Annotated in this window: 16 protein-coding genes and 1 riboswitch; of the genes, 12 read left to right on the top strand and 4 right to left on the bottom strand. The window is 69.0% G+C overall.

Annotated features, from left to right (window positions below; translation table 11 throughout):
* Positions 1-581 precede the first annotated feature (581 nt).
* On the top strand, positions 582-1,895 hold the full coding sequence (locus LBC97_10205) for a Fic family protein (protein ID MDR2566405.1): 1,314 nt from the start codon (positions 582-584) through the stop codon (positions 1,893-1,895).
* A gap of 130 nt (positions 1,896-2,025) precedes the next feature.
* Positions 2,026-2,250, top strand: coding sequence for a DUF3039 domain-containing protein (locus LBC97_10200; protein ID MDR2566404.1), 225 nt, complete (start codon positions 2,026-2,028; stop codon positions 2,248-2,250).
* Positions 2,251-2,427: 177 nt separating this feature from the next.
* Here the strand turns inward: LBC97_10200 and LBC97_10195 are convergent, their stop codons facing one another.
* The gene (locus LBC97_10195; GenBank protein ID MDR2566403.1) at positions 2,428-4,188 is read right to left on the bottom strand and encodes a terpene cyclase/mutase family protein; all 1,761 of its coding nucleotides are present in this window, start codon (positions 4,186-4,188) and stop codon (positions 2,428-2,430) included.
* A gap of 83 nt (positions 4,189-4,271) precedes the next feature.
* Positions 4,272-4,423: riboswitch (cobalamin riboswitch) on the bottom strand.
* A 26-nt stretch (positions 4,424-4,449) separates the two neighbouring features.
* Here LBC97_10195 and LBC97_10190 point away from each other — a divergent pair.
* Together LBC97_10190 and LBC97_10185 are read left to right on the top strand one after the other, a co-directional pair.
* Entirely contained in the window at positions 4,450-4,782 is a 333-nt protein-coding gene (locus tag LBC97_10190) for a helix-turn-helix domain-containing protein (protein ID MDR2566402.1), read from the top strand.
* Positions 4,779-6,056: a HipA domain-containing protein gene (locus LBC97_10185; GenBank protein ID MDR2566401.1), complete on the top strand. Its 1,278-nt coding sequence runs from the start codon at positions 4,779-4,781 to the stop codon at positions 6,054-6,056. Before LBC97_10190 ends, LBC97_10185 begins: the two co-directional genes overlap by 4 nt.
* Before the next feature lie 56 nt (positions 6,057-6,112).
* On the opposite strand, the gene LBC97_10180 is transcribed toward LBC97_10185, so the two are convergent.
* The gene (locus LBC97_10180) at positions 6,113-7,462 is read right to left on the bottom strand and encodes a nicotinate phosphoribosyltransferase (protein MDR2566400.1); all 1,350 of its coding nucleotides are present in this window, start codon (positions 7,460-7,462) and stop codon (positions 6,113-6,115) included.
* A 149-nt stretch (positions 7,463-7,611) separates the two neighbouring features.
* Here LBC97_10180 and murI point away from each other — a divergent pair, with 149 nt between their 5' ends.
* The 3 genes from murI to LBC97_10165 all read left to right on the top strand — a co-directional run bounded on the left by murI (position 7,612) and on the right by LBC97_10165 (position 10,698).
* Positions 7,612-8,559, top strand: a complete 948-nt coding sequence (gene murI / locus LBC97_10175; protein ID MDR2566399.1) for a glutamate racemase — start codon at positions 7,612-7,614, stop codon at positions 8,557-8,559.
* Positions 8,556-9,341, top strand: coding sequence for an MBL fold metallo-hydrolase (locus LBC97_10170; protein MDR2566398.1), 786 nt, complete (start codon positions 8,556-8,558; stop codon positions 9,339-9,341). The genes murI and LBC97_10170 overlap by 4 nt, the downstream gene beginning before the upstream one ends.
* A 625-nt stretch (positions 9,342-9,966) precedes the next feature.
* Positions 9,967-10,698: a hypothetical protein gene (locus LBC97_10165; protein MDR2566397.1), complete on the top strand. Its 732-nt coding sequence runs from the start codon at positions 9,967-9,969 to the stop codon at positions 10,696-10,698.
* Here LBC97_10165 and LBC97_10160 read toward each other — a convergent pair.
* Both LBC97_10160 and LBC97_10155 read right to left on the bottom strand, forming a co-directional pair.
* A complete protein-coding gene (locus LBC97_10160) occupies positions 10,677-11,060 on the bottom strand; it encodes a hypothetical protein (GenBank protein ID MDR2566396.1) in 384 nt (127 codons plus the stop codon). The genes LBC97_10165 and LBC97_10160 overlap by 22 nt on opposite strands.
* A complete protein-coding gene (locus LBC97_10155; protein ID MDR2566395.1) occupies positions 11,048-11,314 on the bottom strand; it encodes a helix-turn-helix domain-containing protein in 267 nt (88 codons plus the stop codon). The genes LBC97_10160 and LBC97_10155 overlap by 13 nt, the downstream gene beginning before the upstream one ends.
* 124 nt (positions 11,315-11,438) lie before the next feature.
* Between LBC97_10155 and LBC97_10150 the strand changes: the two genes are divergently transcribed.
* The 5 genes from LBC97_10150 (at position 11,439) to rdgB (ending at position 15,234) form a co-directional block, all read left to right on the top strand.
* Complete coding sequence (locus tag LBC97_10150) at positions 11,439-12,260, top strand: TIGR04255 family protein (GenBank protein MDR2566394.1); 822 nt, start codon at positions 11,439-11,441, stop codon at positions 12,258-12,260.
* Positions 12,253-12,915 carry a hypothetical protein gene (locus LBC97_10145; protein MDR2566393.1) on the top strand — a complete coding sequence of 221 codons (663 nt, stop codon included), beginning with the start codon at positions 12,253-12,255 and terminating at the stop codon, positions 12,913-12,915. Before LBC97_10150 ends, LBC97_10145 begins: the two co-directional genes overlap by 8 nt.
* Positions 12,893-13,633: a hypothetical protein gene (locus LBC97_10140; GenBank protein ID MDR2566392.1), complete on the top strand. Its 741-nt coding sequence runs from the start codon at positions 12,893-12,895 to the stop codon at positions 13,631-13,633. Before LBC97_10145 ends, LBC97_10140 begins: the two co-directional genes overlap by 23 nt.
* A 121-nt stretch (positions 13,634-13,754) precedes the next feature.
* Positions 13,755-14,489, top strand: a complete 735-nt coding sequence (gene rph, locus LBC97_10135; protein ID MDR2566391.1) for a ribonuclease PH — start codon at positions 13,755-13,757, stop codon at positions 14,487-14,489.
* A gap of 106 nt (positions 14,490-14,595) precedes the next feature.
* Complete coding sequence (rdgB, locus tag LBC97_10130; GenBank protein ID MDR2566390.1) at positions 14,596-15,234, top strand: RdgB/HAM1 family non-canonical purine NTP pyrophosphatase; 639 nt, start codon at positions 14,596-14,598, stop codon at positions 15,232-15,234.
* Positions 15,235-15,267 lie beyond the last annotated feature (33 nt).

The raw sequence follows: 15,267 nt of genomic DNA, 5'->3' as shown, positions 1-15,267 counted from the left end.
CAGCTCTCCAGCTGACACGCCTCGGCCGCGGTCAGTTCAATGGGCGCCTTCCGGCTGTCCGTTCTAGCCACACTCTACTATACCATATTATGAGACGAACTTACGGCGTGGGACACTAGGAGCGTGGTGAATAACCACGCTCCGACCGTGTTGACGAGGGTCAGCGGAACGCTGACCAGCGGAAACGCGGCAGGAAAACATCGTTTCGGGCCTAGGAGGCCGGTTCTTCACCGGCCTCCTGGGCTGGCGAATCCTGCGTTCTACGTCAGATTCGCCTAGTACTGGCGTGTGACGACGCTCTCCGACCACCCGTACCAATACGCCGAGAAGCTGAGGGGCCTGCCGGTGTCCTCGCTCTGGGCCGGCGGCCGGGAGGTAGCGGCCGCTCAGGCCTGATTTCCGTCAAACGGGGCTGCCGTCAAACGGGGCCGACGCGGCCTGGTTCACCGTTGGCGGCCCGGACGAATCAGATGGCCGAGCCGCCGCATTGCCGACGCAGGCCGGCACGCCGAGCTTATTTCGGGTATGCTCAAAACCCGAAGCAACACGGGTCGCCTGTTTCGAACCCGGGGAAGGATCGCGTGGGGCAGAATGGCCGCGCCGCAGGCGGCGGGCACCGGGAAGACGGGCCGGGAGGTACCGGCCAACACGACGGCGCGCAGGGTGCCAAACTACTCGCGGGCGCGCCGGGTGCCGCATGGCCCGCCGCGCGGTCCGAAACCCTTGAATGGCGCTTCTCAGACCTGCGCTGGGCGGAATCCAACTTGTCACGCCGCGCCATCGACGCGTTGCAAGGCCCGTATGACGCGTGCGTTCCAGCCGACATCGCCACGGCGGGGGTTCAGATTCCGGCTGGCGCGGCGGTTCTCATGGAAGAAGCGATGATTGAAATGGTGCGTTTCGACCTGGAGGCGAGCGCCGCTCCGGCGCCCATGCCGTCCGTGCTGTTGCGCAGCGAATCGGCGTGCTCGTCGCAGATTGAAAACCTGACGGCCAGCGCTCGTCAAATCGCCCTGTCGACTCTGGGCGCAGGCGCCAGACACAATGCGGAATTGATCGCCGCGAACGTCCGGGCCATGGAGGCCGCGCTTGCCATACCCAAAATCACCGCCCAGGGAACATTGGAGATCCATGCCGCGTTGATGGGGCGCGCCGCGCCCCAACTCGCGGGCCGCTGGCGTGATGAGCCAGTGTGGATCGGCACGTCGGGATGGTCCCCGATTGGCGCGGCGTTTGTGCCGCCCAAGTGGGAGCGCGTGCCCGAGTTGATGGACGATTTGTCGAGATTCGCCGCCCGAACTGACGTGCCAACTCTCGCGCAGGCGGCGATAGCCCACGCCCAGTTCGAAACGATCCACCCGTTCGCGGACGGCAACGGGCGGACTGGTCGCGTCTTGATCCACACGCTGTTCAGGCGCGGCGGCTTGGCTCCGCGCGCCACCATCCCGGTGTCCGCAGGGCTTCTCGCACACGTCGGCGAGTACGTGGCCGCGCTGGAAGCCTACAGGCGGGGAGACGCGGAGCCGATCATCCGGCGCGTGGCGGAGGCGGCCTTGGCCGCGGTGGCCGGCGGCCGCGCGATGCTCGCGGACATTCGCGAGGTCCAGGACCAATGGATGGCCGTGCCAGCCGTGCGCCGCAACCCAACTGCGGTCCGCTTGGCGAACGCGCTGTTCGCGCAGCCGGCGGTGAACGGCGCGTTTGTCGTTGAAGCTCTGGGCGTGGCACCGTCCACCGCGTTGAACGCGATCGACATCTTGGAGCAGGCCGGAGTGCTGGTGCAGTGCGGCGGCTACAAGCGGGACCGCACCTGGGAGGCGCCTCGGGCGTTGCGCGTTCTGGAGGGCTTTGCGGCCAGGGCCGCCCGGCGGCCGGCCTCCCGTCGTCTAGCCTGACGTGCGCGGCGCGGCCTGAAAGTAGACTTGGCGGGTGACTTCGAGCCTGTCTGATCCGCATTCTGCTCCGGGGCAGCCGTCCGCGCCCGCCGCTCCGGCCGGCCCGGCGCTTCCCGCCGCCGGCACCGAGTTGCTTGAGCGCCAGGAAACGCAGCTTGACCCCGGCGGCCACGAGCGGTTCGCGCACTACGTCCGCGAGGACAAGATCGTCGCGTCCGCCGTCTCCGGCAAACCGGTCGTGGCCCTGTGCGGCAAGGTTTGGGTGCCCGGCCGCGACCCCTCCAAGTATCCGATCTGCCCCGCCTGCAAAGCGATCTACGAATCGCGGTTCGGGGGAGGCTCCGACTCCGACTGACGCCCGCCTGCGCCAGGGCACGGACCGGCCGGCTCCGCCGCGGTCAGGGCATTTCCGTCGCCGCCCCCGAACTATCGACGCCGCCAGGCCCGCCGGGCGTTCCGGTTTCGCCGGCGATGCCGTCCGCCCCGTTCGCGCGAACCACCCTGTTTCCGGTCGCCCGTGCCCGTGTGTCCGTCAGTTGGCCATGCGGGTGTTCGCACGGCGACGGTGGGCCACCAGCGCCGCGCCGGCCAGGATGGTTGCGATGGCGGCCAGCGGCAGGCCGCTCGTGGCGAGCGGCCCGGTGACCGGCAGGGTCCCGGTGGGGCTGGTGGAAGGCGATGGGGCGCCGGTGGTTGAAGCGCCGGCCGACTGGCTTGGGGACGCGGAGGGTTCGGCGCAGGACGCGGCCGGCAATGCGGCGGCCGCGCCGTCCAGGGTTAGAGCGGCCAATGGCGGCGTGCCGAACGCGAAGACGGCTTGGGCGGTGGCCCGCCGGAACTGATCCCCGTTGACTTGGTCGATCCCGAATTCGACGGCCTCCTCCAAACCGGCCTGGTCCATGGCTATGGCTCCGACTTGGGCTTCGGTCAGCGCGGCCGCCGCCGTGGCCAGGGTGCCGCAGGTGACCTGGAGGCCGCCGGCGTAGCCGGCCGCCGCCTGGACGGCCGAGTCGTGGCCGCCCGCCAGCGCTAAAGCGGAGGCGCCCAGCCCGGTGGTGTTGGCGTTGGCGCCGCTCCAGGGAGACGGGAACCCGCCATCGGACTCTTGGAGGCCCGCCAGCCAGGCGGCGGCGTCCGCAACAGGCTGGCTGCCGGGCGCCAGGCCGCCGGCGATCAGACCCTGGATGGCCATCGCGGTGGCATCCGGGTCCGGCGAACTGCAATCGGGCGCCCAGCCGAAGGAGCCGAAGGCCGGGTTGGCCGCGTCGGCGCATTGCTGGGCGGCCAGCCAATTCACGGCTGCCGGCGGCGCGCCGCCGTCCGTGCGGGCCAAGACAATCAGGGCGATCGGATGGCTGAAGGCGTTGTCGCCGGTCCCGAACGAGCCGTCGCCGTTCAGCGCCCCGCGCAGGTCGGCGACCAGGTTGCGGGCGGCGCCGCCGGCCTGGAATCCGGCCGGGTCGAGCCCCGCCACCTGCAGGGCCAGCGCCAGCTTGGCGACTGCTGCCCATTTCGCGCCGATTTCGCCGGGCGCGCCAATGTAGTCCTCGCCGGAGGCGCCCAGCTTCGCGGCGGTGGCGGCCGCCTGATCGGCGCCCACCCCGGTGGCGGCCAGCGCCAGCAGCGCGTCGACGGTCAGGCCCCAATCGGTGACGCCGTTGCCGATCAGCACGTCGCCGGAGGCGGCCAACTGCCGGCCGAGCCAACCCGCCGCGGCGGCGGCGCTGCCGGTAGCGGGCGTCACCGGGGCCGGCGGCGGCGCGGAGCCGGTGCCCTGCCGTCCCAAGACCTCCGCCAACGGCACCCGCGGCGAGCACGCCACCGGGTCGTCGCAGGACCAGGAGTCGAACAGGCGGAAGAAATAAGCCTCGTCGGCCCAGACGGGGCCGGCGTCGGCTCCGACCCAGGCCGTCTGCCAGTCGGCGGCCGCCCCGCCGCCGGGAGTCCCGCCGACCGTCGAGGTGAACAACCCCCACCAACCCTGTTCGCCCAGCTGGGCGGCATCGACTCCGTCGATTTCGCTGATGAAGGCGCCGGACGCGCCTAAGTCGAAACCGGCGGCGGCGAAGGCTTCGCGGATGGACCCGGCGGCATCGGGCGCGCAACGAATGTCGACCTCGTCGCGGACCGGGGAGAAGTCCACCACCACGGTGACGCCCTGGCCCGCCTGGCAGGCGGCGCCCTCGACGGCGGGCGGGTCGGGCTCGGCCAAAGCGGGCGCGGCCAAACCGCCCGAAACGGCCAGGATCAGGACGGCGGCGAACCCCGCCGCGCAACGCTTCAACGCGCTCACAATGTGCCTCAATTCGGCTGGCGATCCGAAAAGGAACGCCAACCGGGCCGAGGCCCCGGCGCCCCCCGCAGACCTCGACGGATGGATACGCTGCGGCCTGGGGCAGCATTCGGGCTCATCGCGTCAGCGATCCACCGTTGCGGGTCAGCGCCGGGTTTCGACCGGCTTCCCTGTCACAGGCCAACAATTCAATTCTCGCAACCGATGTTAGCCGACCACACGCCCCTCGGATGATGTCACCTTTCGATGACATTCTGTGAGATGTCAGCTACAGTTGACTTATTGATGCCGCTAATGCCGGGCCGCCTGTGGCGGGTTTGGGAGGGGGAGGGGGAGAGGACGTTGGACGTTCGGAATGCTACAGATGTGGCCCGGGTCTTGCGCTCCCAAAGGCGGACGTGTGGTCTGACGCAGGATGAGGTGGCGCGGCGGATGGGGGTCTCACGGCAATGGGTCGTGGCCGCTGAGGCCGGGGCGCCGGCGGCGGGAGTCGACCTGGTGCTTCGCGCGCTGCAAGAGGTCGGCCTGAGGATTGACGTGTACCAGGACCAGTCCGACGCGCTCTACGCCCAGGTGCAAGAGGCCTTGCGATGAGCGGCGAGCTGGCCGTGTGGCTGGCAGGGCGGTTGGCCGGGCGACTGCGCAGGGACAGCGGACGGGTGTCATTCAGCTACGGCTCCGAATACAGAAACGCGCCACGGGCGATGCCGTTGTCTTGGTCGCTGCCCCTGACCCAGGAAAACCACGGTCCCGAAACGACGGAACCGTGGTTCGACAACTTGCTCCCGGACAACGACCAGGCGAGGGCCCGTTGGGCGCGTGGCCTTGGGTTGGCCCGGCCAACGGTGTTCGACATCTTGGCCAGGGCCGGAGAGGACTGCCCTGGGGCGATTCAGGTACTGGAAGAGGGGCGCACGCCCGCTCAGGCATCTGGCCGCGAACCGCTTAGCCTGAAAGAAGTCGGTGACCGAATCCGCGCATTGCGGGAGGCGGGCCAGTACGGCTGGTCGCCTGGCCCGGAAGGCCGTTGGTCTCTTGGAGGGGCTCAGCCGAAATTCGCTGTGGGCTGGAGTGAAGACGTCGGCTGGTACGAGCCGACAGGCCGTGAGCCCTCGACCCACATAATCAAGATCGGATTCACGGGCAAGGACGAATCAGATTGGGCCGAGCATTTGACGAGCCGGGTGGCCGCGAAGCTTGGCTTGACGGTGGCGCAGACCGAGGTCGTGAATTTGGGGGGAGAACGGGCGGTGGTGGTGCGGCGTTTTGACCGGTTGCGTGAGCCCAGCGGCCGTGTGCGCCGCCTTCACCAGGAGGACTGCTGCCAGGCGTTGGGCCTGTGGCGCCATGTGAAGTACGAATCGGACGGCGGCCCCGGATTGGCGGCGGTGGCTCAACTGTTGAGCGCGGCGGTCGGGCCTCGCCACGGCGAGGCGACGCTGCGCCAATTCGCGGGGTCCGTGGTGTTCAGTTGGCTGGCCGCTTGTCCGGACGCTCACGCGAAAAACTATGCGTTGCTGCACTTGGGGCCATCGCCGCGCCTGGCGCCGTTGTTCGACTTGGCCTCGGCGAGCATGCTTTGGAACGCGGCCGAGGTCGAGTACTCCGCGCGTTTGGCGATGTCGCTGGACGGGGAGAATAGGTTGTTCGCCTTGCGCGCCCGCCACTTGGCCGCCGCAGCCCGGGACCTGGGCGTACCGGAGGACTGGATTCTGGCTGAGGCGCGGCGGCAATTGAATGGCTTGGGCCCTGCCCTGGACGCCGCCTTGGCGGAAGAGGACTCTATTCCGGACGCGACCGCCGCCAGCTTTCGGGAAGGGCTGGCCGCACGGGTCGCGAGCGTCGAAAGGGAGGCGGGCCTGCCGTAGCCGGCCCAAGGTGAGCCCCTGGGGGACTTGAGGCTGGCCGACCAGTGGCGGGGCCGTCAGGCGCCGGCGCCGTCCAGGACGTTGGAGACCGTGGTCGGGATGGCGGGCTCGCCTTCCGACAGGCGCAGGCCGGACGTGGGCAACTCGTCTCGGGAGGCGAGGTGCCGGGCGCGGGCGGCGGCCAGGCACGACCGGCCGGCGCGGGCCAGGTCTATCTGGCCGTGGTCCACGTAGCCGACCTGGAGGGGGCGCAGCCCGTAGGACTCCGGCGCCACCGGGTGGACGGCCGGCCCCGTCAGGATCACCTCTTCTTCGGCGATCCCCGAGTCGTCGATCCGCCGGCCGGCCCACTTGGCTCCGCCAATGGTGGACTTGCCGCCGGACGACCGCTTTCCCACGGGTTCGAGCCTGCCCTCGGCGTCTTGCCGCGCGACCAGCTTGTAAACCATTTCGGCGGTGGGCGCGCCCGAACCGGTCACCAGTTTGGTGCCCACGCCGTAAGAGTTGACCGGCGCGGCCGCCAGGCCAGCGATGGCGTATTCGTCAAGGTCCGAGGTGACCGTGATCGCGGTGCCGGTGGCGCCCAGGGCGTCGAGTTGCCTGCGGACCGCGCGCGCCAACTGCGGCAAGTCCCCCGAGTCGAGGCGCACGGCCCGGAGGCCCGGCCCCGCCAACTCGATCGCCAGGTTGACCGCCTGCCGGATGTCGTAGGTGTCCACCAGGAGAGTCGTGGCGGCGGTTTGGGAGGCTAGCTGCGAGGTGAACGCCTCGCGTTCCGAATCATGCACCAACGTGAAAGCGTGGGCGGCGGTGCCGATCGTGGGGATGCCCCAGCGGCGGCCGGCCTCAAGGACGGATGTGCCGGCGAACCCGGCCACGTAGGCGGCGCGGGCGGCGGCGGCAGCCGCCTCCTCATGCGTGCGGCGGGCCCCCATCTCCAGACAGGGGCGCTCGCCGGCGGAGGCGGTCATGCGCGAGGCGGCCGAGGCGACCGCGCAGTCGTGGTTCAGGACGGAGAGGATCAGCGTCTCCAGGATCACGCACTCGGCGAAGGTGCCGTCCACCGTCAGGACCGGCGAGCCGGGGAAATAGACCTCGCCCTCGGCGTAGCCGCTGATCGATCCCCGGAAACGGTACGAGGCCAGCCATTCGGCCGTGGACGGTTTGACCGTCCCGGACTCCACCAGCCACTCCAACGTTCCATCCGGGGCGTCGAAGCTCAGTTCGCCCAACAACTCCATGAGGCGCCCCGTCCCCGCCACGACCCCGTAGCGGCGTCCGCGCGGCAGGCGGCGCGCGAAGACCTCGAACACGGAACGCCGGCCCGCGACCCCGTCCGCCAACGCGGCCTCCAACATGGTCAGCTCGTACTTGTCCGTCAACAGGGCGAGGCTCATGGAGCCCAAGTCTATCGGCCCGCACATTTGCGCTCGGCGGCCCCGCGGGGCAAACGCCGCCGGCCCAAGTCGCTTGACCGAAGGCCCGGTTCGGGCGGGGGCTGGTCGGGTCCCGTTGGGTGAACGGGTCCCGCGTTTGGCTCGGTTACCCTGGGAGCGTGAGTGACGCGCCGATCGGGATCTTCGACTCGGGTCTGGGCGGCCTGACCGTGGCCCGCGCGGTCCTAGACCAGTTGCCGGGCGAGGCGGTGCTCTACCTGGGCGACACCGCCCACACCCCGTACGGCCCCCGGCCGATCGCCGAGGTCCGGGCCTTGGCCCTGGCGGGGCTTGACCGGTTGGTTGACGCGGGGGTGAAACTGCTGGTCATAGCGTGCAACACGGCATCGGCGGCGGTTTTGGCGGACGCGCGCGAACGTTATGAGCAGGGTCGCGGCGTGCCGGTGCTGGAAGTCATCCGGCCGGCTGTGCGCCGGGCCGTGGGCGCGACCCGCACCGGACGCGTCGGCGTGATAGGCACCCAGACAACCATCGAATCGGGCGCCTACGACGACGCGTTCGCCGCCGCCCCGCACTTGCGTTTGACGTCGCAAGCCTGCCCGCGGTTCGTCGAACTGGTCGAGGCCGGATCGACTTCCGGCCCCGAGGTGATCGCGGCGGCCCGCCGTTACCTGGCTGCCCTGCAGGAAGCCCGCGTGGACACCCTGGTGCTGGGCTGCACCCACTACCCGCTGCTGACCGGCGTGCTCTCTTATGTGATGGGGCCGGATGTGACCTTGGTGTCCTCCGCAGAGGAGACGGCCAAGGACGTTTTCGGCGAATTGGTGGCGAGCGACTTGCTCAGGCGCGGCGATTCGCCCCCGAGCCACCGCTTCTGCTCGACCGGCGACCAGGGCTCGTTCGCGCGTTTGGCGAGACGGTTCCTGGGCCCCGAGGCTCCGACCTGGGAAGCCGCCGACCAGACCCTGCCGCAGGGTATCCCGACCGTCCCCGGTTTCGCGCCGTCGGCGTTCGCCCCGCCCCAGCCCGCCGCCCCATTCGCGCCCGATGCCGTGCCCTCCTCAGCTTGGACGGCCGGACCGGCTCCGGCGGCGGTGGGCGGATGAGGCTGTTAGTCATCGGCTGCACCGGGTCGTTGGCCGGTCCCCGCTCGCCCGCTTCGAGCTACTTGATTCAAAACCGCGACCAGTCGGGGCGGCTTTGGTCCATAGCGATGGACATGGGCTCAGGCGCCTTCGGCGCGTTGCAGGCGTTCCTGCCCCCGGAGGCGCTCGACTTCGTCGCCTTGAGCCACCTTCATCCGGACCATTGCGCCGACTTGACGGGGCTGGCGGTCTACGCCAAGTACCGGCCCGGCGCGGCGATGGAGTCCTTGCCGGTCTACGGCCCGGCCGACACCCCCCATCACCTGGCCGAATTGCAGTACTCGCACGACCCGAACTCCGAAGGCGGCGACTTCCACTACGGCAGTTGGTCGGAGGGGGTCGGCATTTCAGTCGGGCCATTGACGATCACTCCTTTCCGGGTGGAACACCCTGTCGAGGCTTGGGGTTTCAGACTAGAAGGCCCCTCTGACATCGCTTTGGGCAAGCGTGTGACCTTGAGTTATTCCGGCGACACCGACACGTGCGAAGGCTTGACCGCGTTGGCCCAGGGCGCCGACCTCCTGCTGATCGAGGCGGCCTTCGAGGAGCAACGCGACGTGGCCCGCGGCGTCCACCTGACCGGAAGGCGGGCGGGCCAGGTCGCCAGAGCCGCGCGGGCCAAACGGGTCGTGGTCACCCATCTCCCGCCCTGGAACGACCCGGCCACCACTCTGGGCGCGGTCTCGGCCGTCTACCCCGGCCCGGTCTATCTGGCGCGCCCCCGCGCGTCATACGTCATCTGAACAACGCGCGCCCGCAGAAGCGCGACCGCCCCTGAACGTGCCGAGCGACACGGGCTTGGCGGCCCGACCCGGTGCCGCCTTGCCCGGCTCCACCGGCCTGGGGCCTGAGGATCCGCGCGCCATCATGGAGAAGGCCCGTTGGCCGTGGTCCCGCGCGTCTAAGATCCGGATGTGCCGTCTGACCAGGAGCGTTAGGGCTATTCTAAAGGGCTTTAGAGGCACAGGAGGGGGTCGTCGTGGCTCGGAATCCATTCACTCCGACCTTCGGTGTGAGTCCGCCGCGGTTGGCTGGACGCGATGACGAGTTGAACGCTTTTCGCGAGGCAGTTACAGAGGGGCCGGAGTCTCCCGCACGGGGCGAACTGACCTTTGCGGTCCCGCTCCTCGGCGGATATTTGAGGCGCACGTCTCCGGTGCCCGGCGAAAACAGGTAGGCGGACTCCGCCAGCCGCCTCTCGTCATCGGTCTGACGGTTTGGGCCCATGTCGCCGGGGCAGGCGACCACCACCGGCGGGACCGCGCCGGCCGCCTGGGAACTTGCGTGGGGGTGCGTGGGTAGCGCGTTCGTGATCAACCACCCGCGGCCAGCCACCGGTGCTGCGGCGACCTGCGGAGGGGAAAACCCATGAGGGTGTGGAAAACGAGTTTGGCTGCGGCTATCGCACTGTCGTTGTCGACGTCAATGGCGGCGTGCGGGGGCGGCGGCGCCGCCCAAAGCGGTGACATGCCAACTGTTCAGGCGGCCAGCGAGGAACCGGCTCCGTCCGTGCCCTCGGAGCCCGTCGCGCCTGCGGCCTCCGACGCGGATTCAGCGCCGCATGACCCATACACGCCGAGCCCGGATGACCCGTATCCCGGCCTGATTGTCGGCAGCGCCCAGCCGGGCGGCCCGAACGCGGCACCCGAGTTCGTTGTGGACCTGGCGGCGCTTGAGCAATATGTCCGGGCGAGCCTGCAGGCCACCATTGACGGGAAGAGGAACGTCAACAGCCCTCTGTCGGCTGAGCAAGCCCAAACAGTGCTCGAAGGTCGGTTCTACGTCGACGAGGAGTCACTCGCTCCGGGCGGCCGCCCCCTTATTGACGATCGCGAGATCTGGTATGAGACAGGCGCCTTGTCATCCGGGGAATGGACGGAGGAGTACGGCGCGGTGATGGTGTATGTCCCTTCGGGCCTGGACGTGTGTTTTGACGTTGGCGGTCCAAAGCCCCTCTATCCAAGCGGGCATGAGGACATCAACTATTCGCTTTCGCTCGGCCGGCTCTTGACTCCGGATGAGCACGGCTTCCGCACGCCGATCAGCCAGGACCGAGCCTATGAACTGTGGCCGGAGGACTACGCGAAGTACGCGCAATAGCGCGTGGGCTGCGAGCCGCAAACGGCGCTGGCGAGGCGGGCGGACGGCATCGTCGCCCGGCGGGTCAGGCGTGCAGGTGGGTTTGGAACTCTTCGGCGCGGACGCGGACGGTGTTCCAGGCTGCTTGCGGGACGCCGTGGTGGAAGGGGAGACGCGTGCTCTGACTCAAGCGCGGTGACCAATTCGTCCAGGAGGTCCGCCGCGAGGCGGTCAAGCCGGGCCTGCGGCATTCCCCTAGGCCCGGCTTCCGTCACCAGATCCCAGGCGGTGATCGCGGCGGAGTCGCCCTTGCCATTCGCCTGCGGAGCCACCGTCCGGATCGACTCCGGGAAGTGGAGGAGCATCGCTTTCACGCGTGCCATGGATCCGCCTCCAGGTCGGCCTGGCTGGCGGCCTCGATTGTGATTCGCGCTCCCAGCAAGCCCGCCAGTTCGAACAGGCGGGTGTACGCGAGGATCTCCTTGGCGTGCTCCAATTCGTGCAGGTATCGCCTCGGCACGCCGAAATGCGCGGCGGCATCTGCCTGCGTCCAACCGCGCCCGGCGCGGAGTCGGGCCAGGAACAGGCCCAAATCCGCTGGCGAGCGGAGGACCGCCCATTGAGGCCGCTCTTCCATGCCGTCCAATCTGTGGTGCGAATATCAACACAGCGTCTCATGTGCGGATAAGCGCACTGATCGCCTGACCGGCAAGCCTTTCCGCCAGTTGCCGTTCCGGTTGCTGTTCCGGTATACTTGGCGAGTGGACCAGGCAACGTACGCGAACCCATCGGTGGTATTGGCCCTCTTTCAGATCAAGCACTTGCCGACGCCTCGGGTCGATGATCAGTTCGTCGCCGCGACCAGGCGTTTACTCGCCGACCTCGCCCCGCTGCACCGTGCCGACGTGCCGCAACAGATTCGGCGAAATCTCGATCCTGCGGTCGCAGAAGACTCTTTGGCCTTCTCTCAGCCCGCCCCGTTGCATCACTTCTACAACAGAAGCCGTGATCTCGCGATCACCTATGGACCCAATTCGCTCAGCGTGGAGGCGTCGGCCTACTGCGGGTGGAAGCATTTCTCCTCCGCCATCCGCACGGCCCTCAGCCTCTTGGCCCGCCCCGATGGAACGCTCGAAATCGACGGGATTGAGCGGGTCGGCCTGCGCTACGTGGACGAGATCCGAGTGCCGACTGACGGGCTGGAGCCAGACTGGGCCGACTGGATTGCCCCGGACCTGTTGGCGCCCGAACTGCCGGACGAATTCACCCTGGTGCAACAGCAGTCCCTCATCCTGTACTCGGTGAATCGCGGTTCGGATTCGCTTGCGCTCAGGTACGGTGCCGTCAACGGTCCTTCGGCGTTTGCCTCAACCGCCTACCTGACGAGGGCGGAGGTCCAGTCAGGGCCCTATTTCCTGTTGGACACTGACGCGTTCTGGCTTCCGAAGCCAGGCGACCCCCTTGCGGAGCCCAGGACTGAGGTACTGATGAAAATGGCTGACCGTCTCCACGTCCCGGCCAAAGCCGCATTCGAGCGGTCCATCACGGACCGGCTCAGAGCAAGGGTTCTGAACCGTGGCTAGCATCGCCGCTGGAGCTGAGTCACCCAGTTTGCGTGCTTTTGGCGGCATCGAAGTCACCGAGACCAAGCCAAGCTTCGCGCAGGGACTCCTTGAGCAGGCCGAGTCGCTGCATTCCGAAGCCGCCGACCTCAAGCGGGGCACAAGCGATCTGAAGAATAGGGTGGCTCAAAGCCGGCTTGCCGAGCTTCAGGCCCAATTCGCACGGTGGGCTCCGGCTGACATCCTCGCGGAACTGTCTTCCGAAGGCCTGGCGTGGCGCGACATCGCCCGCATCCTGGGCGTCAGCGTCCCCGCTGTGCAGAAGTGGCGTCGCGGCGAGGCTGTGTCGCCGCGCAACCGGGCGGCTCTGGCCAAGCTTCGCGCTTTGACGCGCCTTGCGGAGAGCTACATGATCGCGGATCCGGCCACATGGCTGGAGATGCCAGTCGCGGCAGGCACCACCATCACCGGGATCGATCTGCTGGCGGAGGAGAAGGCCGACGTGGTTTTGGCCCTCATGTGGTCCGGCGTCGGAGGTCCCGAGGCGGTTCTGGACGAACTCGCCCCGGAATGGAGGGGCCATTCGCCCAGTCGGGAGTTCGAGACCTATCTGGCCTCAGACGGACAGGTTTCTGTTCGCCTTACACGGGGCGGTGACGACCCTGACCCATCTTGAAACGCCGGACAAGAGCGACAGCCTCTACGCCGCCCAGGATCCGGTTTCTGCCGCCGAATTGAGGTACCGTCCGCTTTTCACGGGAGACGTTCTGAGGCTCGGCGACGGTGCCCTCCACGTCTTGATTCAACATCCGTGTTCAATGCGGCGTGGGAATACGCTCAATCCGAACTTGCTGTGCGCCCAAGTGGAAGCGACACGGCAAAAGTACCGATCAGATTGGGCAGACGCCCCCTTTGACCTGTGTTATCTGCCCGGCATGTCAACCGGCGCTTACCCGGCGGTTGATTTTCGAGGGATCGGCACAGTCGGGGCTGACGCGGCTCTCAAGGCCGAGCGGATGGCGATCATGAGCTTGTACGGCGTCACCCTGCTGATGCAGCGCTGGATTCATTTCACTGCGCGATTGGTCGTGCCGACACGCACGCTGGCGAATGTCTTCGCCGGACCGTACGACGAGGCCGATCTTATCGAGGAGGTTGTGGGCGATCTCACAGCTCGCGGATGGGCGCCGGCCACGGCTTTGGCGACCGCGGATGAGTGGCTGTCAAGCGCGGGACCCGCACGCGGCCTTTCAAGACGCCTCCGGCTGGCCGATCCGTGCCAACGCGGAGCCGTCCGCCGGGAACTGCGCCAACTCGTCCGTGACGAGGGCGAAGCCGGCACCGACTCTCCGACCGAAGACTTCCCGGCCCCGCTCGATAGGTTGGCCGACTGACGCGGTTTCGGCGTCCATCGGCCTTCGGCGCTGACCGCAAGCGCTCCGGCGCCCCGCGGCGGCGGGCGCGCCCAAGGCCCCAGGTCACGGAAGCCGGCCGGGGCGGGTAGGGTCTTGGCCTGTGACTGGATTCACTCGGGCCGATGGCCGCACAGTAGACCAACTTCGAAACGTGGCGATTGAGCGCGGCTGGCTGGAGACCGCCGAGGGTTCCGCGCTGATAACGTGCGGGAACACGCGGGTGTTGTGCGCGGCATCGTTCAGCCCCGGCGTGCCCCGGTGGCGGCGCGGCACCGGGGAGGGCTGGGTGACGGCCGAATACTCGATGCTGCCGCGCGCCACCGCCGAACGGACGGACCGCGAATCGGTGCGCGGGAAGATCGGTGGGCGCACCCACGAGATCTCCCGGCTGATCGGCCGCGCCCTGCGCGCCGTGGTGGACCTGCGCGCGCTCGGCGAGAACACCATCCAACTGGACTGCGACGTGCTGCAGGCGGACGGCGGGACGCGCACCGCCTCGATCACGGGGGCCTACGTCGCATTGGCCGATGCCGTCGAGTGGGCCCGCGCCAAAGGTTACGTCGGGAAGTCGGCGGCGGCGTTGACCGGGTCGGTCGCGGCCGTTTCCGTTGGGATTGTGGGCGGAACGCCAATGCTGGACTTGCCGTACTCCGAGGACGTCCGTGCCGAAACCGACATGAATGTGGTCGCGGACGGCTCGGGGAAGTTCGTCGAGGTCCAGGGGACGGCGGAGCGGGCGCCGTTCTCGCGGGTCGAACTGGACCGGCTGTTGGACTTGGCCCTGACCGGCTGCGCGCAGCTGGCCCGCCTGCAGGCGCAGGTGCTGGCCGGATGACCGCGCCGCCGGGATCGGGGCGCCTGGGCTTGCCCGCCCCGGCGGCGGGCCTCGGGAGGGTTGCGGGCCAGGCCGCGACGTTGGGGGCGGGGGAGCGGCGCCGATGATGGTGGCCGCAGGGCCGGGGGGCGCCGCGGGCGGCCCGCGTTTGGTGCTGGCCACCCACAACCCGCACAAAGTGGCGGAGTTGAGGGCCATCTTGGCGGCCGCAGACGCGCTGGGCCCCCTCCAAGTTGTCGGCGCCGGCGAGTTGAACGCGCCGTCCCCAACCGAGGACGGGGTGACTTTCGCGGCGAACGCGCTGCTGAAAGCCCGCGCGTGCGCGGCCGCTACCGGGCTGCCGGCGGTGGCGGACGATTCGGGGCTGTGCGTCGCGGCCATGGGCGGCGCGCCGGGGGTGTTCTCCGCCCGTTGGGCGGGCGGCCACGGCGACGACGCCGCCAACCTGACCCTGCTGCTGGACCAATTGCGCGACGTCCGCGAGGAAGACCGGGGTGCCTGGTTCGAATGCGCGGCGGCGCTGGTCCTGCCGGACGGGCGCGAGCGGGTGGAGACCGGGCGCATGCCGGGCCGGCTCGCCCGGGAGCCGCGCGGCACCGGCGGCTTCGGCTACGACCCGATCCTGATCCCGGACGGCCACGCCGCCACCTCCGCGGAATTGACGCCCGCGCAGAAGAACGCGATCTCGCATCGCGGGAAAGCCTTCCGGGCGCTCGCCCCGGCCATCCGCGAGCTCTGGCGGTAGCGCTCTGGGCCGCGGGCGGGCCCGCTCCGAGGG

Source organism: Bifidobacteriaceae bacterium (assembly GCA_031281585.1).
Taxonomy (GTDB): Bacteria; Actinomycetota; Actinomycetes; order Actinomycetales; family WQXJ01; genus JAIRTF01.
Note: the sequence above shows the minus strand (reverse complement) of the source record. Positions and strands in the feature narration are given on the sequence as shown.